The following is a 20820-nucleotide window of genomic DNA, read 5'->3' as shown; positions in this document are numbered from 1 at the left end:
ACAGCAGTTCCCAGCATGGCAAGCCTAGCTGCGCGCCCGTCCGCTGACACGCGACAAGTCTGCTGCGCCGATCATGCCGGCACGCGGCCCGAGGGCCGCGAGCTCGATCCTTGCCATGGGACGGAAACCCCGCCCTGTGAGGTTCTTCGCGAATGACTCCCGGGCGGGTGCGGCGAGCAACTCCCCCGCATCACACAATCCTCCGCCAATAACGAACATCCCGGGGTCAAGTGCCGCTGCAAGGTTGGCCAACCCCAGACCCAACCATTCGCCTTGGTCCGCGAGGAGTTCGCGGGACGTGGCATCGCCCGCAAGTGCCAGCGAGGTCACGGCTGCGCCCGACAGGTTCTCTGCGGTCCCGCCCGCCTTCTCCAAGAGAGCCCGGCCTGCGGGGGAATTGGTCCGCACCAGCTGCCGGGCTTCCCGGCCCAGCGCGTTACCGGAGGCATACTGTTCCCAGCAGCCGCGGTTACCGCATTCGCAGCGGTGGCCCCCTGGGAAAATGATCTGGTGTCCGAATTCCCCGGCCACGCCGTAGCGTCCCCGTTCCACCCGGCCATCCATGACCATGGCACCACCAATGCCTGTGCCCAGCGTGATGCAAACCAGGCGGCTTTCGCCCTGGCCCGAGCCAAAGCGCCACTCCGCCCACGCCGCAGCATCTGCGTCATTTGTGAGCAGTACGGGACGCCTCAGCAACTTCTGGAGGCTCTCCCTCAGGGGCTCGTTACGCCACGCCAGATGGGGGCTGAACAGCACCGTGCTGCCGTCGAGGTCCATCCATCCTGCGGCACCGATGCCCACCGAAGCGATCCGGTGTCCTGCGCTGAGTTCGTCCACCAACTCCACAATGGTCTGCTCGACGGCTCGGGGGTCCGCGCCTGGCGTGGACCTGCGCGCCTCGGCGAGGATCCTGCCCTCGGCGTCCACAACGCCGGCGGCTACCTTGGTGCCTCCGATGTCGATCCCGATCGCCAGTCCGCGGCGGCCCAAATGGCTTCGTCGGGCAGCCCAGGGCACGTCCCTCCATGCCGAGGCCGGTGGCTTGGGTCTGACCAGGGAACTGGACCGTAGTGCGGGCATCCCCTCATCTTATTCCGCAGGGCGGCGCAGCACCGGCATCGTAGGGGCACGCACGGCATCGAGTTGCTTGAAATGACAGCTCATCCGTAAAGTTACTCGCCAGTAGGTGAAATAGAACACACCTCCGCGAGCGGGCATACTAGAGTGGAAGCAGCCCCTCGTGGCCCGTGGATATCAAAGGAGCTACCGTGCGTGAAATCAGTGTTCCTCCCCTCGTGAACATCGCCCCGGAAACCAACATCACGGACCTCGTGATCCGGGAGGCGGAAAAAGCATCCAACCCTGCACTGTTTTCCAAGTTGGACGGCAATGGGCAGTGGCAGGACATCCGTGCCAAGGACTTCCTGCAAGACGTGAGGGCCTTGGCAAAGGGCCTCATCGCCAGTGGAGTCGGCGTAGGCGATCGTGTGGGCATCATGTCCCGCACGCGGTACGAATGGTCCCTCGTGGACTTCGCCATCTGGTTTGCCGGAGCCGTCTCTGTCCCGATCTACGAAACGTCGTCGCCTTCACAAGTGGCATGGAACCTGGGCGACTCAGGCGCTGTTGCAGCCTTTGGCGAAGCCGCGCACCATGAGGACGTCATCCGCCAGGCTGTTGCCGCAGAAGACATCACGTCGGTGGCAAACGTCTGGCAGCTTGAGGGCGCCGGACTCGATGCGCTGCGCACTGCAGGCGCAGGCGTCCCCGACGACGAACTCGAGTCCCGCCGTTCCTCAGCCGGGCTCAAGGATCTCGCTACGATTATCTACACCTCCGGCACCACCGGCAGGCCCAAGGGCTGCGAACTGACCCACGGCAACTTCGTGGAGCTCTCCGAGAATGCCCGCGCTTCATTGCCGGAAATCATCAACGAGTCTGCCAAGACCATCATGTTTCTCCCCTTGGCCCACGTCTTCGCGCGTTTCATCTCCGTGCTTGCCGTGGCCGGCGGGGTGAAGGTGGCGCACACCCCGGACATCAAGAACCTCTTGGCTGACCTCCAGAGCTTCCAGCCGACGTTCATCCTGGCTGTTCCCCGGGTCTTCGAGAAGGTCTACAACTCGGCGCTGACCAAGGCAGAGGACGGCGGCAAGGGAGCCATCTTCCACCGTGCAGTGGATACTGCAATCGCCTATTCCAAAGCACGCGAGTCCGGTTCGCTGGGACTTGGCTTGAAGCTCAAGCATGCCTTGTTCGACAAACTCGTCTACGGCAAACTCCGTGCGGCGATGGGCGGCCATGTTGCCCACGCAGTCTCGGGAGGCGGTCCGTTGGGTGAAAGGCTGGGGCACTTCTTCCAGGGCATCGGCCTGCAGATCCTGGAGGGCTACGGCCTGACCGAGACCACGGCGCCGATCTCCGTGAACACACCGTCCATGATCAAGATCGGCACGGTAGGTGCCCCCTTGCCGGGCAACTCGGTCAAGATCGCCGACGACGGCGAAATCCTCGCCAAGGGTGTCTGCGTCATGCGCGGCTACTACAAGCGTGAAGACCTCACTGACGAAACGTTTGCTGACGGCTGGTTCCGCACCGGCGACATCGGCGAACTGGACAACAACGGCTTCCTCAAGATCACTGGCCGCAAGAAGGAAATCATCGTTACTGCCAGCGGAAAGAACGTGGTTCCTGCTCTGCTCGAGGACCAGATCCGCGCGGATGCGTTGGTTTCCCAGGTTCTTGTGGTGGGCGACAACCGTCCGTTCATCGGCGCCCTGGTCACCCTGGACGAAGAAGCGCTTCCGGGCTGGCTGGACCGCCACGGGCTCCCCACCGGCACCACAGTCGCCGAGGCCACTGACCACCCAGTGGTAAAGGCAGCAGTCCAGGAACTCATCAGCAAGGCCAACCAGTCGGTGTCCCAGGCTGAGGCCATCAAGTCCTTCAGGATCGTTCCGGCGGACTTCACCGAGGCCTCGGGTCACCTGACGCCGTCCCTCAAGGTCAAGCGGGCCCAGGTCATGAAGGACTTCGACACCGTTATTGAGGAAATGTACACAGCACCCCGCGCGTCCTAGCCAGGGCGTTTCAACCAGGAGCAGCAAAAAAGTACCCCGTCCGGATTCTTCCGGACGGGGTACTTTTTGCGTGGATGGCTAGCCGATCAACAGCAGCAAGTCGCCGCCCTGGACCTGCTCAACCGAGGAAATGGCGAGGCGGGAGACCGTGCCGGCCACCGGCGTCGTGATGGATGCTTCCATCTTCATCGCCTCAATGGTGGCAACGGTGTCGCCGGCGTTGACGACATCGCCCACCTTGACCGTTACGGTGACTGCGCCGGCAAACGGTGCGGCAACCTGGCCTGGCTGTGCCGGATCTGCCTTTTCCGCGGCCTTGACATTGCTGACCACGGATCGGTCACGAACAACAACGGGCCTGGACTGGCCGTTGAGCGTGCACATCACAGTGCGCATGCCCTTCTCGTCGGCTTCTGAGACGGCCTCAAGCTGGGCAATGAGGCGCACGCCCTTTTCGAGCTCGATAACGTGCTCTGCGCCCTGCTGGAGACCGTACAGGTAGTCACGGGTGTCCAGCACGGAGATGTTGCCGTAAGTGTCAACGCTCTTCAGGTAGTCCTTGGTGGGTCCCGCGAAGAGCAAACGGTTCAGCGTATGTTGCCGTGTCTTGGAATCACCCTTCAGCGCGGCGCTGTCCTCGGCGCTGATGTCGACGTCGCGCACCTTGACGCTGCGGCCTTGAAGGGCCTTGGTGCGGAACGGCTCCGGCCAGCCTCCGGGAGGATCACCGAGCTCCCCGGAGAGGAAGCCGATGACGGAGTCCGGGATGTCGTAGTTCTGCGGGTTCTCGTTGAAGTCCGCGGGATCGGCGTTGAGTCCTACAAGGTGCAACGCAAGGTCGCCTACCACCTTGGAGGATGGGGTGACCTTCACCAAGCGGCCCAGGATCCGGTCAGCCGCCGTGTACATGTCCTCGATGGCCTCGAACTGCTCCCCCAAGCCCAAAGCGATGGCCTGCTGGCGAAGGTTTGACAGCTGGCCGCCGGGGATTTCGTGCTGGTAGACGCGGCCGGTGGGGCCCGGAAGACCGGATTCGAAGGGGGCATAGACGCGACGAACGGCTTCCCAGTAGGGCTCAAGGGAACCGACGTTGGCCAGGCTGAGCCCGGTATCGCGGGGCGTGTTGGCCAATGCAGCGACCAGTGCCGACGCGGCGGGCTGACTTGTGGTGCCGGCCAGGGATGCAGATGCCACGTCAACGGCATCCACGCCAGCGTCAACAGCAGCCAGCAAAGTGGCAAGCTGGCCACCCGCAGTGTCGTGCGTGTGCAGGTGGACGGGCAGGTCGAAGCGCTCACGCAGGGCTGATACCAGTTTCGCAGCAGCGGCCGGACGCAGGAGGCCTGCCATGTCCTTGATGGCGAGGATGTGTGCACCGGCGTCGACGATCTTCTGGGCGAGGTCCAAGTAGTAGTCGAGGGTATAGAGGTCCTCGTTCGGGTCCAGGAGGTTGCCTGTGTAGCAAAGAGCCACCTCCGCGACGGCTGTCCCCGTTGCACGCACGGCCCGAATGGCAGGGGCCATCTGGTTGACGTCGTTGAGGGCGTCAAAGATACGGAAGATGTCAATGCCCGTAGCGGCAGCCTCGTTAACGAAGGCCTCCGTCACTTCTTCCGGGTACGGGGTGTAGCCCACGGTGTTGCGTCCGCGGAGCAGCATCTGGATACAGGTGTTCGGCAATGCCTTGCGCAATGCAGCCAGACGGTCCCACGGGTCCTCACCCAGGAAGCGGAGTGCGACGTCGTAAGTTGCACCGCCCCAGGCCTCCACGGAAAGCAGCTCGGGCATGAGTGCCGTCACTGCCGGACCAGCGGCCACGAGGTCGCGGGTGCGCACCCGTGTTGCCAGCAGGGACTGGTGGGCGTCGCGGAACGTGGTGTCCGTAACAGCCAGCGCCTGCTGCTCACGGAGGGCCTTGGCAAAGCCCTCCGGCCCAAGTTCGATCAACTTCTGGCGCGAACCCGACGTGGGAACCGGTCCATCTATCGTCGGCAGCTTGCTGGCAGGGTCCGAATGGACAGCGAGCTCGCCGTTGGGCTTGTTCACGGTGACCTCAGCCAACCAGGTGAGCAACTTGGTTCCACGGTCTGCGGAGATGTGCGACTTCAGCAGCTCAGGGCGCTTGTCGATGAAGTCCGTGGCCACGTTTCCGGCGTTGAAGTCCGGATCCGCGAGAACAGCCTGAAGGAATGGAATGTTGGTGGACACGCCACGGATACGGAACTCAGCCAAACCACGACGCGCGCGGGCTACAGCCGCAGGGTAGTCGCGGCCACGGCACGTCAGCTTCACCAGCATTGAGTCGAAGTGCGGGCTGATCTCGGCACCGGAGTAAACAGTGCCGCCGTCGAGCCTGACACCGGCGCCACCGGCAGAACGGTAGCCGGTGATCTTTCCAACGTCAGGACGGAAACCGTTGGACGGGTCTTCGGTGGTGATGCGGCACTGCAGCGCAGCACCCTTGATGGACACCGAATCCTGGCTCAGCCCAAGGTCCGCAAGGGTTTCCCCCGAGGCGATCCGCATCTGAGCCTGCACGAGGTCCACGTCGGTGATTTCCTCGGTGACGGTGTGCTCCACCTGGATGCGGGGGTTCATCTCAATAAAGACGTGCTGGCCGGCCCGCTCCCCTTCTGTGTCCACCAGGAACTCCACAGTTCCGGCATTGACATAGTTCAAGGCCTTCGCGAACGCCACGGCGTCGCGGTAAAGGGCCTGGCGAATGTTCTCGTCCAGGTTCGGCGCGGGCGCAATCTCCACCACTTTCTGGTGTCGCCGCTGAAGCGAACAGTCACGCTCGAAGAGGTGCATGACGTTGCCTTCGGCGTCGGCCAGGATCTGCACTTCGATGTGGCGGGGACGCAGAACTGCCTGCTCAAGGAACATGGTGGGGTCGCCGAAAGCTGCATCGGCTTCGCGCATGGCGGACTGCAAAGCTTCGGGAAGGGCTTCGCGCGTCTCCACACGCCGCATGCCACGGCCGCCACCGCCGGCAACGGCCTTGGCGAAAATCGGGAAGCCGATCTCGTCGGCGGCAGCGATGAGCTCATCAAGGTCCTTGGAAGGCTTGCTCGACTTCAGGACCGGGACACCGGCCTTGCGGGCGGCTTCCAGGGCAGCAACCTTGTTGCCAGCGAGCTCCAGGACCTCCGCGGGCGGCCCCACGAAGGTAATGCCTGCTGCCTTGGCAGCGCGGGCGAGGTCCGGGTTCTCGGAGAGGAAGCCATAGCCGGGGTAAATTGCGTCAGCGCCGGCTTCTTTGGCGACGCGGACAACCTCCTCTACGTCCAGGTAGGCGCGGACGGGATGGCCCACCTCGCCGATCAGGTAAGCTTCGTCGGCCTTCTGCCGGTGGATCGAGTTACGGTCCTCATGCGGAAAGACGGCTACGGTCTTGGCGCCCAGTTCATAACCAGCGCGAAACGCCCTGATCGCGATTTCGCCGCGATTGGCCACCAGAATTTTCGAAAACATACTTCTCCTGCATCATTGCGGGTGGATCGGTCGGTGGTCACAGTGTGTAGTGCCGCCAGCATCAAACACAAATCTTTGTGGCAACCATCACAAAGGAATCGTCATCTGGGCTGTATATGCGTGCGCGCGATCCGGCAGCATGCTATTGCCGCCGCTTATCCCCAGCGGTCTGGCGCGTAGAAAGCGGGAATCGACCGCGATGCACCATATGATGTTCAGGGGGCTTCGGCAACCCCCGGCTCCGGTGCTTCCGGAGCGAATCAGCGCGATACGGCAACCGGCGTTAGGTTTTGGGTTTTCAAGTGCAAGTAGTCAGCATCAGCAGCCTCAAGGGTGGAGTGGGAAAGACGTCCGTGACCACCGGTCTGGCGTCCGCGGCCCTCGCAGCCGGTATTCCCACATTGGTGGTGGACCTCGATCCACACGCCGACGCCACCACGGCACTTGGCGTCCAGCCGGGCGGGCAACTCGACATCGGCCGAATGCTGAAAAGCCCCCGAAAAGCCAACCTCGCCGGCAACGTGGCCGGCAGCTCCTGGGTGTCCAATGGGTCCAGCAACGGCACCTTGGACGTCGCAGTGGGATCGGCCTTCACCGGAATCTATGATCGGCCGGATCTGGGCCGACGCGACCTTCGCAGGCTTTCAGCCGTACTGGCAGGCACCACCAACTACGAACTTGTCCTGGTGGACTGCCCCCCGTCCCTCAACGGCCTGACGCGCATGGCTTGGAGTGCAAGCGATCGCGTAGTCCTCGTCGCAGAGCCCGGGCTCTTCTCGGTGGCCGGCACGGAACGCACCATGCGTGCTATCCAGTTGTTCCGGCAGGAGTTCGCGCCCAACCTGGCCCCGGCAGGGATCGTGGCCAACCGGGTGCGCACCGGATCCGCAGAGCACACCTTCCGCTTGGCTGAAATGGAATCCATGTTCGGCGAGCTGCTCCTGACGCCCCATATTCCGGAGCAAGCCAATTGGCAGCAGATCCAAGGTGCAGCACACTCGGTCCACCACTGGCCCGGAGACTCTGCCAAGAACGCTGCCAAACTCTTTGATGAACTCCTTGGGAGCCTCCTCGCTGGACAGTCCACGACGCGGGACCGCCGGCAGCGCTGAGCGCCTCCGCCTCAGCACGTTAAACACGAAGAAGGCCTCGTCCCCCTAGGGACGAGGCCTTCTTTTGGCTCGAGTTCAGTGGTCCGGTGTTTAGCCGATGCGGCGCGCTACGCGCCTCTTGCTCAATTCGTCGTCGGGAAAGGACTGCTCCGCGGCATGCTCGCTCGGAAGCGCGGCCAAGCTTCCCTCAACTTCCCGCCATACGCGCCCAACGGCGATGCCGAAGACGCCCTGCCCGCCCTGCACGAGGTCGATGACCTCATCAGCGGAAGTACATTCGTAGACACTCGCACCGTCGCTCATCAGCGTGATCTGCGCCAGGTCCTCGACGCCCCGTTCGCGAAGGTGTTCCACGGCACTACGGATCTGCTGGAGGGATACGCCAGTATCGAGGAGACGCTTGACAACCTTCAGGACAAGAATGTCCCGGAAGCCGTAGAGACGCTGGGAACCGGAGCCCGCAGCGCCACGGACAGCAGGCTCAACCAAGCCTGTACGTGCCCAGTAGTCGAGCTGGCGGTACGTGATGCCTGCAGCTTTGCATGCGGTAGGACCGCGGTAACCCGCGTCCTCGTCCAGCACGGGAAGGTCCTCCGTGAAGAGCAAACCTTGGGCGCCGGATGCGGGCGCAGCAATACCGGCAGAGGACTGCTTCAGCTCGCCTGCTTCGCCTTTCGGACTCACGTGACCTCCTTGTTCTCAGTTCCCTTGGGGACGGTGCATACTCTGATACAACGGCGAAATGCAGCAGTGTAATTCCCGCAAGTCCGCACCTTCCAGTGTGACTTGCGCCGGCAGTGTATGCAACGGGAACTTGATAACTTCGACGTTAGGCCCGTGAGGCGTCGAGGTCAAAGACCTTGGCTCCAAAATCCCGTCGTGTCGAAAGTTTCACCCTCAACTTTAGGCTTAGGCTGAGTCAGCCTTCGAAATCTTCCGGTTCCACGTCGTCCAGGAACTCGCGGAATCGACGCATCTCGCGCTCTTCGTCCACTGCAGGATCCGGCTCCGAGTCTTCGCCTTCATCATGCTCGGTGATGCGGACACCGGCTTCTTCCATGACCGCATCGGCGCACCAGATGCGGCATTTGGCTCGCAGCGCCAGGGCCAATGCATCCGAAGCCCTCGAGCTTACTACAGTGCCGTCGTCGAACTGCAGCTGCCCGTAGAAGATGTTGTCCTCAACAGCCACAATGTTCACGCTGATGATGGAATGGCCCAAGGATTCGACAACATCAACCAGGAGATCGTGCGTCATAGGCCGGGGCGGGACAACGCCCTGCTGTGCCAACGCGATCGCGCTGGCTTCAGGAGTGCCGATCCAGATCGGAACATGCCTCTCACCGTTGATCTCCCGAAGGAGTACCAGCGGCTGATTAGACGGCAGTTCGATCCGGACGCCGACGATTTCGACTTCGATCATCAGCTATCCATCCGGGAGATACGGTCATGCACCAGGGCCCTGTGCAGGGTGAGGCAGAGATCGCTGATCTCACGGGCAGCCTCGGCGGCACGAGCCTGCGAAGCAGCGTCCCTCCGCGACGTCAACGGGGCAACGGCGCGTTCCACCAGGCCGAACTCCCGCTCAGCTGCAGCTTGGAAGGGACGAAGGTGGCGGGGCTCGAGGCCGTGTCCTTCCAATTGGACACAAGCCCGGGCCACCTGGAGTGCGTGTTCGTCGAACTTGCCGCCCACGTGGGTGATTAGTCCAAAGCTCAGGAGGGATTCAAGCAGGGGGACACTGGCGCCCGACTCGGCGCGTAATTGCTCTTCGGTGAGCGCGCGGGCCCGCCCTTGCACTTCGGCTGCCATTTCCGCCGAGACCACCCTGGGCGACACGGTGACACCCGGCGGGAGGTTCTCCGGCCTCTCACCGCGGTCGATGGCATCGAGATAATCCTTGATGACCTTCAGTGGCAGGTACTGATCACGCTGAAGGGCGAGGACGAAACGGAGCCGCTCAACATCACTGTCCGAATACTGCCGGTAACCCGCAGGAGTCCTCTTCGGGTTAATGAGGCCTTTTTCCTCCAGGAAACGGATCTTGGACGCTGTCATACCGGGAAAGTCATCGCTCAGCTGGGCAAGGACTTCCCCGATATTCAGGACCTGCGGTCCGCGACGGTCCTGCTGGGCCATAGCCACAGGCAGATACCCCGTCAGACTTGGCCTGCTGCGCGAACAGGGCTCAGGTAGTAGGTCAACCGGAACTTGCCGATCTGTACCTCGTTGCCGCTCTTCAGCTGCACGCGGTCCACGCGGTCGTGGTTGACGTACGTACCGTTGAGGCTTCCCATGTCCACCAGCTCGAAGCCGGACGCCGTCCGGATGAACTGAACATGCTTGCGGGAAACCGTGACGTCATCCAGGAAGATGTCGGCATCCGGGTGCCGGCCCGCCGTGGTGGTGTCCGCGTCCAGCAGGAAACGAGCGCCTGCGTTGGGACCACTGTGCGCAATGAGCAATGCCGAGTTCGGCGGAAGTGCGTCTACGGATGCACGCTCTTCAGGAGCCAACTTGGGCGCAATGCTCGGCTCGTCCCACGTTGGCGTGATGCTGATCGAGGTGGTCTCCGACGTCGGCTGTTCCTCCGCGCCGTTCCCGACATTGGCTTGATTCTGTTCGCCGCCAACCATGGAATTTCCTCCTCATCCGCCGGCAGTTCCAAACCCTGCCGGCCACTTCCGCCTCCCGGTACCGCCGGGCAAATCGGTTGCTGGCCCGCCGTCCCGCTTTCCCGGCTATGGGAATGCGGCCTGACGGGCCAGATAACTTTAGCCTACCTGTTGTTCGTACTCCGATGCACTGAGCAGGGAATCCACTGCATCAGCTTCTGCAAGCTTTACTTCAATTAACCATCCCTCGCCGTACGGGTCCGAGTTAATGAGGGCCGGATCAGTGTCCAGGGCGTCATTTCGATTGGTGACTTCACCAGTCACCGGGGCGTAGATATCACTGACACTTTTTGTGGACTCCACTTCGCCAACAACTTCATTGCCGGTGACTTTCGTCCCCGGCTCAGGCATCTGGGCGTAGACAACGTCACCCAAGGCGTCCTGCGCGAAGTCGGTGATGCCAATGCGCACTACGCCATCGGCATCTGGAGCAGTAACCCATTCGTGTTCTGCGGTGTAGGAAAGTTCTTCCGGAATATTGCTCACTGGTGGCCTTTCATCGGGACATTTACGAACCTCGACGGCGGCCTTGCTGATGGCCACCGCTGAAAGTATAGGCACATTTCCCCTGCACCTCATGGGGTCTCTGCCATGATTGACCCATGACCGAACAAGCACAAGTACCAGCTCAGAAAAAGCGCAATTGGGGCGTAAAAATAATCCTGATCCTGGTGGCAGTACTTGTCGCTGTGGCCGCCTACTTCATCCTCGGGGCCATTCTTCCCCGCTGGTGGTCCGACGTCATCGCCGGACAGATCCGGCGCGACCTTGGAGCCAGCGTGCTGGTGGGAATGTTCTACGGTTTCGTTTTCACTTTCATTCCGCTCCTCGTAGCGTGGCAGGCCACCCGTAAAGCGGTGTCCTGGCCCTGGAAAATTGCTATTGTCCTGGTGGCCGTCGCCATCGCCACGCCTAACCTGCTTACGGCCGGCATCGTCTTCGGCAGCACGGAGTCAGCCCACGCCGGCCAGCGGACCTTGAGCGTGGATGCAGGATTCTTCACAACCTGGACAGCCATTTCCGCTGTTGCCGCCGTGGTGGTCTTCGCTGCAGTCACAATTCTCTGGGCGCTGTGGCGCCGTAGGGGCAAGCAAATGAAAGTGCTCAAGCAAGCAGAGAACCAACGCATCAGGGCTGCGAAAAATGCCGAAGCACAAGCGCAGGACACCACACCCAGCGCTTAGGGCGCAGGAAGCCCGCCATGGGATATCCATGGCGGGCTTCTTCGTGTTGCGGCCTTGCTTTGTAGTCCCGCGTCAGGCGACGGGGGCCTCACGTGGTTCGCGTTCGACGTCGGGAGTTACAGCAGGCGCCGCCACTCCCCTGCGCTTTGCTGCTGCCGCTGCCGCTGCCGCCAGCATCACCAGCAGCGCGGCAACGGTAATTCCGGCTCCAGCCCAGATGGGCGAGGTGTAGCCGAGGCCGGCGGTGATGGTAACGCCACCGAGCCAGGCCCCGAGTGCGTTGCCGAGGTTGAACGCGCCGATGTTCGCGCCGGATGCGAGCGTTGGTGCTGTGGAGGCAAAGTGCATCACGCGCATCTGGAGGCCCGGTACGGTGGCGAATCCGAAGCCGCCCATGAGCGCCAGTGACACCAGGGTGGCGATGCTGTTGGACGCGGTGAGGGCGAAGAAGACCAGCACCGCCACCAGTCCGGCAAGGATGAAAATGAGGGACTTGTCCAGGGCTTTGTCGGCAGCCTTGCCTCCCAGGAAGTTCCCAACAAACAGGCCACCACCGAAGAGCACCAGGAGCCACGGCACGGCGCCGGACTCGAATCCGGACACCTCGGTGAGAGTGAAGGCGATATAGGTAAAGGCGCCGAACATGCCGCCGAACCCGAGGATGGTCACCATGATGGAAAGCCATACCTGACCGGATTTGAACGCGCCCAGCTCGCTGCGGAGGCCCTTGGTTGGTTCCGTGCTGGCTTTAGGGACCATCAGGGCAATGCCGATCAGCGCCACGACGCCGATGGCGGTGATCGCCCAGAAAGTAGAACGCCAACCGAAGTTCTGGCCCAGCAGCGTTCCAAAGGGAACACCCAGGACGTTGGCCGCAGTGAGGCCGGTGAACATGATGGCGATGGCACCGGCTTTCTTATGTGCCGGCACCAGGCTCGCGGCAACTACGGAACCGATGCCGAAGAATGCGCCATGGCAAAGCGCTGCGATGATGCGGCCGATCATCATGGCCGCGTAGCTGTCGGCTATCGCGGAAAGGAAGTTGCCGGCGATGAACAGGACGAGCAACCCAATAAGGACCGGTTTTCGCGGGAGCCTGGTGACTGCGGCCGTCACCAGGAGTGCGCCGACGGCAACGCTGAGGGCATAGCCGGAGATGAACCAACCGGCCGAAGCCTCACTGACCTGGAAGTCGGCGGCAACTTCGGGCAAGAGGCCCATGATCACGAATTCGGTCAGTCCGATGCCGAATCCGCCGAGGGCAAGGGCAATCAACCCTGCGGGCATGTGGAGCTCCTTAAAGTTCGGTTCCGATCAGAAGTGGAACTGCGTCGTCGGGAACCGTAGAATAATAGTTGCAGACGCTCTATATATAGTTGCACACGCTAGATAGTTGCGCAAACAACTACTTTTGGATGCGTCGCGATCACTACATCGAGGCAGGAGCACAGCAGGCATGGGCATCAAGGACGACGCCGTAGAAGTACGGGCGCAGGGCTGGCGAACCCTGGCCGCCCTTCACGGAAGCATCGAAGCCGAACTGGAGAAGGCACTCCAGGCCTCGAGTGACCTGTCGGTAGTGGAGTACACGGTGCTGGATGCGCTGAGTCGCCAGGACGGCTGGCACATGCGGATGCAACAGCTGGCCCGCGCCACTGCCCTATCCAGCAGCGCTACCACCCGCCTGGTCAACCGCCTCGAGGACCGTGGCCTGCTTACGCGCATCCTGTGCGCCGATGACCGTCGAGGCATCTACACCGAACTCACAGTGGACGGCCAGAAGCTTCTGGAGGAGGCCAAGCCCGTACATGACGAGACCCTGGCCTCCGCCCTGGAGGCCGCCGAGTCCATGCCGGAGCTGGAACCGCTGGTGAGGGCGCTCGGCGCGTTGCAAAAGGTCTAGCCCGATCCCGGTCTTGTTTGTTTCCCCCGGCGTTCAACGCAGGGGGAAACAAACAAGACCGGGACTAAACGAAGCGTTAACGACCAAAGGCCGGAATCACCGTGTTTCCACGTGATTCCGGCCTTTATGGTCGGGCTGACAGGATTTGAACCTGCGACCCCTTGACCCCCAGTCAAGTGCGCTACCAAGCTGCGCTACAGCCCGCTGGTTCCACCGTTCTCCGCCTAAGTTTTCCTCCGAAGAGTCCCACCTAAGCAGTCCGGCCGAACCACCTCCAAAAGCTTACACGAAGTTGGAGGTCGGAGACGCCATCACAGCCAAAGTGGGCTGTGATGCCCGTCTCACTTAGCGCTTCTTGCCACGCTTCTCGCGTACGCGCATGTTGACCTCGATGGGTGTGCCCTCGAAGCCGAACGTTTCGCGGAGGCGACGCGTGATGAAGCGACGGTATCCGGGGTCCAGGAAGCCGGTGGTGAACAGCACGAACTTCGGCGGACGGCTGGATGCCTGGGTGCCAAAGAGGATACGGGGCTGCTTTCCGCCACGAACCGGGTGCGGGTGGGCTGCCACGAGTTCGCCAAGGAACGCGTTGAGGCGTCCGGTGGGGATACGGCGGTCCCAGCTCTCCAGCGCGATGTCCAGCGCGGGGACCAGGCGGTCCTTATGCCAGCCGGTCTTGGCCGAGATGTTCACGCGGGGTGCCCACTCCACGTGGGCCAGGTCCTGCTCGATTTCACGCTCAAGGTAACGGCGGCGTTCGTCGTCCAGGAGGTCCCACTTGTTGAACGCGAGCACCAGCGCACGGCCGGACTCAATGGCCAGCTGCAGGATACGGACGTCCTGCTCGCTGAGGACCTCGTCGACGGCAAGAAGCACGACGGCGACCTCCGCCTTTTCGAGGGCGGCCTGTGTACGCAGGGAAGCGTAGAAGTCGGCGCCCTGTGCCATGTGCTGGCGGCGGCGGATACCTGCGGTGTCCACGAAGCGCCACGTGCGGTCGCCAAGTTCGATGAATTCGTCAACCGGGTCGCGGGTGGTGCCGGCCAGGGGATCCACCACGACGCGCTCGGAGCCTGCGAGCTTGTTCAGCAGGGAGGACTTACCCACGTTCGGGCGACCGATCAGGGCGATACGGCGGGGACCGCCGGAACGCTCAACGCCGTCCACCAGCGAGTACTCGGGCAGGGTGTCCATGACGTGGTCCAGGAGGTCGGCAACGCCACGGCCGTGCAGAGCCGAAACCGGGTACGGCTGGCCGAAGCCCAAGCCCCACAGGGCAGCGGAATCGGCCTCCTGTGCGAAGTCGTCCACCTTGTTGGCCACCATGATGACCGGCTTCTTGCTCTTGCGGAGCATCTTCATGACGCCCTCGTCAGTCGCGGTCGCGCCAACGGCGGAGTCAACGACGAAAAGCACGGCGTCTGCAAGCTCAACGGCCATTTCGGCCTGCTCGGCTACGCGGGCGTGGATGCCCTTGGCGTCGTGCTCCCAACCACCGGTATCCACCAGGGTGAAGTTGCGGCCGTTCCAGCGCGCCGAGTACATGACGCGGTCGCGGGTAACGCCCGGGGTGTCCTCCACAACAGCTTCGCGGCGGCCGAGGATGCGGTTGACCAAGGTGGACTTGCCCACGTTGGGGCGTCCGATGATAGCCAGAACCGGATCCAGCTTGAGGGGACCTTCGTCGCCTTCATCGCCGTATTCACCGCTGAGCAGCGCGGCATCTTCTTCGTCGAGTTCGTAGTCCTCCAGGCCTGCCCGGAGGGTGGCCGCGCGGAGCTCGGCTTCGTCGTCGTCGAGGGCCGCCAGGTTTTCCGCCACCTGGTCGGTGCCGGTGGGCGTGTATTCGTCGTCGCCGGCTCCGTGGAGGCCGGATTTTTGAGTCGTATCGCTCATTGCACTTTCCTTAGTGGTGTTCTGCCGGCGTCCCGGCTACTGCTGTATGGCGGTGCTGCGAAGTGGGTTCGCCGGGCGCAGGTTCCAGGGGAAGGCCCTGGCCTGTGGCCCGGATGGCGTCCTGGACGTGTTCGGCCAGGGCTTCACGGATCTCCGCAGCCGCCCTGTCCATTGAAACACGCCCGGGTTCGCCCTTCCGGCGCTTCACCGTGATGGGTTCACCGAAGCTGACATGCAGCTTGCGGCGGGGTTTGGGGATATGGTCTCGATGCTCATCACCCTGTCGGGTTCCGAGTATGGCCACAGGGATGACGGTAGCTCCCGAGTTGAGGGCGAGCCATGCAACTCCACTGCTGATGCTTTCGGCAGAGCCGCTCCCCCGGGTTCCTTCGGGGAGAATCCCTACGCAACGACCGGCGTCGAGCAGTTTCCTGCCGACATGCAGGGCGGTGCGGTCACCGGCACGGTCCACTGGAATCTGTCCGGATCCCCTCAGGACAGAGCCCAGGAAGCCTTTGAACATCTCTTTCTTAACGAGGATATGCATAGGGCGCGGCGACGCACCGTACATCACGGGCCCATCCAGGAAGCTGATGTGGTTCGCGGCAAATATCACGGGTCCGGCAGCAGGAACGTTGCTTTTGCCCGCCACGATGGTCCGGTAGATGACGTGATCCAGGAACCAACCAACCGGTCGGCTCCACATCTTGCTCCCCACAGAGGGGAGCTGATTCTCAGTCACCATAGATAACCTTGCTCACGATCGCCAAGGCGGTCTGGACGGTTTCCTCAAAGTTCAGTTCCGAAGAATCGAGTGTCACCACACCGTCGGCCGCCTGGGTGAAGTTCACTACCGTTGAGTCCTTGGCGTCACGCTGGATTACCTGGGCATTGAGCTGTGCTTTGGTCTGCGTGCCGCCCAGCTGGATCCCACGACGCCGCATCCTGGCTTCCTCGCTGGCGGTCAAGAGCATGCGGACCTCGGCATTGGGGACGACGACGGTGGTGATGTCGCGCCCCTCCACCACCATGCGGCGGTGGTGCTGATCGATCAGCTCGCGCTGGCGACGGATAAGCTCGGTGCGGGCACCGAGCGTCGTGGCGACAGCACTGACCGACGAAGAGATCAAAGGATCCCGGATTTCGTCCGTGATGTCCGTGCCATCAACCGCCACATACTCCGTGGCAGTCGTGGTGCTGATCTCCAGCGGCATGATTTTGGAAGCCTGTTCCACCGCCGCGCCATCCTGGAGGTCAACGCCGGTCTTCAGGCAGTACCACGTCAGTGCCCGGTACATTGCGCCGGTATCCAGGTATGCCAGTTTCAAGCGCCGGGCAACTTCCTTGCTGACGCTGGACTTGCCGGACCCCGAAGGGCCGTCAATTGCGATCACGAGCGGCTTGCCGGGACGGGCAACTGTTTCCGGGCCAAAAAATTCACGCGTCATTACTGAAGTACCCGCCATCCACGGTCAGTCAAAGCTTCAACAAGGAGGTCATGCTTGCTGGGAAGCACGGAAAGTTCCACCATGCCCACGTTCTGTCCCGACGAATGGTCGAGCCGAAGGTCTTCGAGGTTCACCCCGATCTCGCCGATCTCCGTGAGGAGGTGCGCGATCTGGCCGGGCTTGTCATCCACCAGGATGGTGAGCCACGAGTACGCCTGGGGAGGTCCGCCGTGCTTGCCCGGGATCCGGGCCTGGCCTGCATTCCCTTCGCTGATGAGCTGGGCAAGGTCAAGCCGTGCACCGGGTGCAAGCGGTTCTTCCAAGGTACCGATCAAACGGTTCAGGTCCTCGCGCACACCGTGCAGGATGGACACCACCTTTTCCGCGTTGCCGCCCAGGATCTGTACCCAGAGGGTGGGATCGCTTGCTGCAATGCGGGTAGTGTCCCTGAGTCCGTTGCCCGCCAAGGAGAGGGCATGCAGCGGCGTGCCTTGCAAACGGCTCGCCAGAAGCGACGACATGATCTGCGGCAGATGCGACACCAACGCCACGGCTTCATCATGCTCGTCCGCGGTGAACTGGGAAACGATCGCTCCCAGATCCCCTGCAAGTGAACGTGCAGCCTGAAGTGCAGCATCCGACGTTTCTTCGGAGGGGCAAAGCACCCAGGGCATGGAGGTGAAAAGCTCTCCCCTGGCCGCAACCGGGCCGGACTTCTCCCTGCCTGCCATGGGGTGGGTACCCACATAGCGGGCAAGGTCCACCCCGCGTTCGCGCAGCTGCGCCTGGATGGTGGCTTTGACGCTGGCAATATCAGCCACGACGGCGGACGGGTAGTCCGCCAGGGCCTTCTGCACGACGTCTGCTGTAACATCCGGCGGAGCCGCGACAACTACCAGTTGGGGTTCTTCATCCAGCTCCCCCAACGGACGTCCTGCACCGATATCCACCGCGACCGCCTGGTTGGTGGGCGAAGGATCGAAAAGGAAAACCGGGACCCCGCGTCCGCGCAGGCCCAGGCCGATGCTGGCTCCAAGCAAGCCTGTACCGAGGACGACGACCGGGCCATCAAGATGACCCCTGCCGTGCGTACCGAATGCCGACATGCCCTAGAGTCCCACCGATGCCAGGAGGTGTCCGACTTCCTGCCTGCCGAGGTTGCGGATGCTGCCCTGGCGCTGGTCGCCCAAGCCAATGGGGCCCACCTTGACGCGGACAAGACGCTCCACAGGGAACCCGACGGCGTCGAACATGCGACGCACAATACGGTTCTTGCCCGAGTGCAGGACAACCTCAATCAGGACGTGGCCTGGAGTGGAGTCCACCAAGCGGAAGGAATCCACTGCAGCAACGCCGTCTTCAAGCTCGACGCCGTTCTTCAGCTTCGCGCCCACACCTTGCGGGAACGGGCCACGCACCTGGACCAGGTACGTCTTGGGAACCTCATACGAAGGGTGCGTCAAGCGGTTGGCAAGTTCGCCGTCGTTGGTCAGCAGCAGCAGTCCCTCAGTGGCGACATCGAGGCGGCCGACGTGGAAGAGGCGTTCGCCCTTGTTCTTGTTGTTCTTGAGGAAGTCGCTGATGCAGGGACGACCCTCGGGGTCTTCCATGGTGGAAACGACGCCCTTGGGCTTGTTGAAGACCATGTAGACGAGGGTTTCGTCCAGCTGGATCCGGATGCCATCGACGTGGATCACGGCAGACGTTGGGTCCACTCGCATACCAAGTTCGGTGGTAACCACTCCATCAACTTCGACGCGTCCTTCGAGGATCATTTCCTCGCACACACGGCGTGAAGCCACACCAGCCTGTGCCATGACCTTCTGCAGGCGGACGCCGTCAACGTCGTGAAGGTCGGACTGCGGGACTTCCTGGCGCGGGCCGCGGTTGCGACCCGGCTTCCGGATGGGGCCCAGGTTCTGGCCGAAGCGTTCGCTGCCGAAGGCCTTGGAGCCGTACTGCCGTGCAGGTTTCGCCTTGGGCTTCAGGGCGCCCGGAGTGCCCGGGGCTTTGCCGAAGCCGGGCTTGTTGGAGCCTGGCTTGCGGAAGGGCTTTGCCGGCCTGGCTGCCTGGCCGCGATCGTAATCGCCCGCAGTTGTGGGGTTGTCAGGATCGAAAGGGGCCGCTTCGCGCGGCTTCGATGCCTTGAAGGGGCGTCCCTCGCCCTGGGTGAAGTTGCGCTTTCCAGCGCCGGCGCTACCGCCGCGGCCCGAGAAGCCGCCGGCGTTGGAGCGGCCGGTGCCGCCCTTGGCCTCATTGCGTCCGGAGCTGTTGCGTCCCGAACTGTTACGTGGTGAACTCTGGCGTCCCGCCTGTGTCATGACCCGTCCTTGTGTAGTAATGGCCGGCAATTGGTGTTGGAATCAACACTAGCCAGCCGGGCAGACATCGTCTGCCCCTTGTCGCTGTGCACCTTGGTCAGGTGCCGTGAATCAGTATGAAGTTGTCCTGCAGTGCCGGTGTGGGCCGTGGCTACATCCGGCTTGCGTCGTAGTACTCGTCGATCCCTTCCAAACCCGGAAGGTGCGGCGAGAGCTGTGGCAGTTCAGCCACTGAACCGATGCCCATCCGTTCCAGGAAGTACGAGGTTGTCCGGTAAAGGACAGCTCCCGATTCGGGATCGTTTCCGGAGTCCTCGATCAAACCCCTTTGGGTAAGCGTCCGGACTACGGAATCGACGTTGACGCCGCGAATGGCAGACACCCGGGCCCTGGAGACCGGCTGCCGGTAAGCAATCACCGCCAGGGTCTCAAGGGCTGCCTGAGTAAGCCTGGTGGTCTGGCCCTCAAGGACGAACCTGCCCACGATGTCGGCAAATTCCGACCGTGAATAGATCCGCCACCCACCGGCGACGTTCCGCAATTCAAAACCCCGGGGTGCAGTACTGGCAGCAGCAAAGCCGACAGCATCCACGTCCGGGGCTTTAACAGTATAGCCGCTATACTCCCGCTGCAGGTCCTGCAGCAAATCCTCGACGACGGCGACCGTCACGTTGAGTCCGGCGGCCAGCTCCTCCGAGGTGGCCGGCTCATCAATGACCATAAGGACCGCCTCCAATGCCGCCCGCGCACCGCCGGGCAGGGCCTCCAGTTCAGCCAAGCCATCCTCGACTGCTTCCTGCTCACTCACTGATGCCACCCCCGCTTCGATCCGCTTCTGTTCCTGATTCGTACTCCTCGCTCAGGCTGGAACCGTCCCAGCCGGCATCATCACCTGTCCACCGAACCGTCAGCTCAGCCAACGGGCCGGGCTGTTCAAACGCAACCACGCGGTCGCGGAACATTTCCAGCAACGCGAGGAAACGTGCCACCACCACCAAAGTAGTCTCGGCGTCGGCAATCAGCGACTGGAAGGATAACGGCGCGCCCAGCTTCAAGCGGTAGCCCATGATTTCGGCCTGTTCCTTGACGCTTACCGGCGGAGCATGAAGATGGTCCAAGCCCACCTCGGCAGGGGCGGAATCCTTGGGTTTAAGTGCTTTGGCGGCAAGTTCCGCGAACTGCTCCGGCGTGTGCCGCCACACCAGTTCCGGAAGCAGCGCAGCGAAATGGCCTTCCAAGGCAACCTGCCGCGGATACCTCCGACCTTCCTGTTCCAGTGTCTCGCCCAGGATCCCGGCGATCTGCTTGAAGGCCTTGTACTGGAGCAGACGGGCGAACAGCAGGTCCCTTGCCTCCAGGAGCGCGATGTCCTCAGCGTCCTCCACCTCACCGGCAGGCAAGAGGCGCGCCGCCTTCAAATCCAGCAGCGTTGCAGCGATCACCAGGAACTCACTGGCTTCATCCAGCGCCCAGTCCTCCCCCAGCTCCTGGAGGCGCCTAATGTACTTGATGAATTCATCGGTGACCGTGGCCAACGCCACCTCGGTGATATCCAGCTTGTGCTTGGAAATGAGGCCGAGCAAAAGGTCAAAGGGGCCCGTGAAGTTAGCGAGGCGTACTTCAAAGCCGACCTTACGGGCTTCGGAGGCACCGGCGTCGGGCGTTTCCGCTTCAGCGGCTGTTTCCGCTACGGCGGTGGGGGCGATTGACGGTCCCACCGTCCG

Annotated in this window: 19 protein-coding genes and 1 tRNA gene; 4 read left to right on the top strand and 16 right to left on the bottom strand. The window is 62.6% G+C overall.

Translation table 11 applies throughout. From position 1 onward, the window contains the following. Positions 1 to 24: 24 nt before the first annotated feature. Complete coding sequence (locus AC6CH8_RS19050) at positions 25 to 1083, bottom strand: ROK family protein (protein WP_420180735.1); 1059 nt, start codon at positions 1081 to 1083, stop codon at positions 25 to 27. Between the two features lie 188 nt (positions 1084 to 1271). On the opposite strand from AC6CH8_RS19050, the gene AC6CH8_RS19045 reads away from it, so the two are divergent. Further along, positions 1272 to 3083, top strand: a complete 1812-nt coding sequence (locus AC6CH8_RS19045; protein ID WP_498191902.1) for an AMP-dependent synthetase/ligase — start codon at positions 1272 to 1274, stop codon at positions 3081 to 3083. Between the two features lie 78 nt (positions 3084 to 3161). Here AC6CH8_RS19045 and AC6CH8_RS19040 read toward each other — a convergent pair whose 3' ends face one another. Further along, positions 3162 to 6557, bottom strand: coding sequence for a pyruvate carboxylase (locus AC6CH8_RS19040; RefSeq protein ID WP_498191901.1), 3396 nt, complete (start codon positions 6555 to 6557; stop codon positions 3162 to 3164). Between the two features lie 302 nt (positions 6558 to 6859). Here AC6CH8_RS19040 and AC6CH8_RS19035 point away from each other — a divergent pair, with 302 nt between their 5' ends. Further along, positions 6860 to 7669: a ParA family protein gene (locus AC6CH8_RS19035; protein WP_498191900.1), complete on the top strand. Its 810-nt coding sequence runs from the start codon at positions 6860 to 6862 to the stop codon at positions 7667 to 7669. Between the two features lie 90 nt (positions 7670 to 7759). Here the strand turns inward: AC6CH8_RS19035 and AC6CH8_RS19030 are convergent, their stop codons facing one another. The 5 genes from AC6CH8_RS19030 to gcvH all read right to left on the bottom strand — a co-directional run bounded on the left by AC6CH8_RS19030 (position 7760) and on the right by gcvH (position 10830). After that, the gene (locus AC6CH8_RS19030) at positions 7760 to 8353 is read right to left on the bottom strand and encodes a MerR family transcriptional regulator (RefSeq protein WP_017200818.1); all 594 of its coding nucleotides are present in this window, start codon (positions 8351 to 8353) and stop codon (positions 7760 to 7762) included. 235 nt (positions 8354 to 8588) lie between these two features. Then, a complete protein-coding gene (locus AC6CH8_RS19025; protein WP_017200817.1) occupies positions 8589 to 9092 on the bottom strand; it encodes a bifunctional nuclease family protein in 504 nt (167 codons plus the stop codon). Beyond that, positions 9092 to 9808 (bottom strand): transcriptional regulator FtsR, encoded by a 717-nt coding sequence (ftsR, locus tag AC6CH8_RS19020; RefSeq protein WP_178995005.1) that lies wholly within the window; start codon positions 9806 to 9808, stop codon positions 9092 to 9094. The genes AC6CH8_RS19025 and ftsR overlap by 1 nt, the downstream gene beginning before the upstream one ends. Before the next feature lie 20 nt (positions 9809 to 9828). Further along, the gene (locus AC6CH8_RS19015; RefSeq protein WP_011774388.1) at positions 9829 to 10305 is read right to left on the bottom strand and encodes an FHA domain-containing protein; all 477 of its coding nucleotides are present in this window, start codon (positions 10303 to 10305) and stop codon (positions 9829 to 9831) included. Positions 10306 to 10443: 138 nt separating this feature from the next. Beyond that, entirely contained in the window at positions 10444 to 10830 is a 387-nt protein-coding gene (gene gcvH / locus AC6CH8_RS19010; protein ID WP_017200815.1) for a glycine cleavage system protein GcvH, read from the bottom strand. Positions 10831 to 10946: 116 nt separating this feature from the next. Between gcvH and AC6CH8_RS19005 the strand changes: the two genes are divergently transcribed. Next, a complete protein-coding gene (locus AC6CH8_RS19005; protein WP_474660268.1) occupies positions 10947 to 11528 on the top strand; it encodes a hypothetical protein in 582 nt (193 codons plus the stop codon). Positions 11529 to 11600: 72 nt separating this feature from the next. Here AC6CH8_RS19005 and AC6CH8_RS19000 read toward each other — a convergent pair whose 3' ends face one another. Continuing rightward, entirely contained in the window at positions 11601 to 12815 is a 1215-nt protein-coding gene (locus AC6CH8_RS19000) for an MFS transporter (protein ID WP_498191898.1), read from the bottom strand. Positions 12816 to 12984: 169 nt separating this feature from the next. Between AC6CH8_RS19000 and AC6CH8_RS18995 the strand changes: the two genes are divergently transcribed. Next, positions 12985 to 13431, top strand: coding sequence for a MarR family winged helix-turn-helix transcriptional regulator (locus AC6CH8_RS18995; protein ID WP_054809065.1), 447 nt, complete (start codon positions 12985 to 12987; stop codon positions 13429 to 13431). A 127-nt stretch (positions 13432 to 13558) separates the two neighbouring features. Here AC6CH8_RS18995 and AC6CH8_RS18990 read toward each other — a convergent pair. From AC6CH8_RS18990 to AC6CH8_RS18955, 8 genes are all read right to left on the bottom strand, one after another. Next, positions 13559 to 13635, bottom strand: a tRNA-Pro gene (locus tag AC6CH8_RS18990). A gap of 141 nt (positions 13636 to 13776) precedes the next feature. Continuing rightward, positions 13777 to 15327, bottom strand: coding sequence for a ribosome biogenesis GTPase Der (der, locus tag AC6CH8_RS18985; RefSeq protein WP_091466594.1), 1551 nt, complete (start codon positions 15325 to 15327; stop codon positions 13777 to 13779). 10 nt (positions 15328 to 15337) lie between these two features. Beyond that, positions 15338 to 16033 carry a lysophospholipid acyltransferase family protein gene (locus tag AC6CH8_RS18980; RefSeq protein WP_498191925.1) on the bottom strand — a complete coding sequence of 232 codons (696 nt, stop codon included), beginning with the start codon at positions 16031 to 16033 and terminating at the stop codon, positions 15338 to 15340. Positions 16034 to 16061: 28 nt separating this feature from the next. Beyond that, on the bottom strand, positions 16062 to 16775 hold the full coding sequence (gene cmk, locus AC6CH8_RS18975; RefSeq protein WP_498191897.1) for a (d)CMP kinase: 714 nt from the start codon (positions 16773 to 16775) through the stop codon (positions 16062 to 16064). After that, positions 16775 to 17881, bottom strand: a complete 1107-nt coding sequence (locus tag AC6CH8_RS18970) for a prephenate dehydrogenase (RefSeq protein WP_091466588.1) — start codon at positions 17879 to 17881, stop codon at positions 16775 to 16777. The genes cmk and AC6CH8_RS18970 overlap by 1 nt, the downstream gene beginning before the upstream one ends. Before the next feature lie 3 nt (positions 17882 to 17884). Further along, complete coding sequence (locus AC6CH8_RS18965; protein ID WP_091466587.1) at positions 17885 to 19096, bottom strand: pseudouridine synthase; 1212 nt, start codon at positions 19094 to 19096, stop codon at positions 17885 to 17887. A 151-nt stretch (positions 19097 to 19247) separates the two neighbouring features. Continuing rightward, positions 19248 to 19904, bottom strand: coding sequence for an SMC-Scp complex subunit ScpB (gene scpB / locus AC6CH8_RS18960; RefSeq protein WP_091466586.1), 657 nt, complete (start codon positions 19902 to 19904; stop codon positions 19248 to 19250). Next, entirely contained in the window at positions 19897 to 20814 is a 918-nt protein-coding gene (locus tag AC6CH8_RS18955; RefSeq protein ID WP_498191896.1) for a segregation and condensation protein A, read from the bottom strand. The genes scpB and AC6CH8_RS18955 overlap by 8 nt, the downstream gene beginning before the upstream one ends. Positions 20815 to 20820: the final 6 nt, after the last annotated feature.

The sequence above is a fragment of the Paenarthrobacter sp. GQ52 genome (assembly GCF_059759005.1).
The sequence above is the reverse complement of the archived record's forward strand: the minus strand, read 5'-3'. Positions and strand labels throughout refer to the sequence as shown.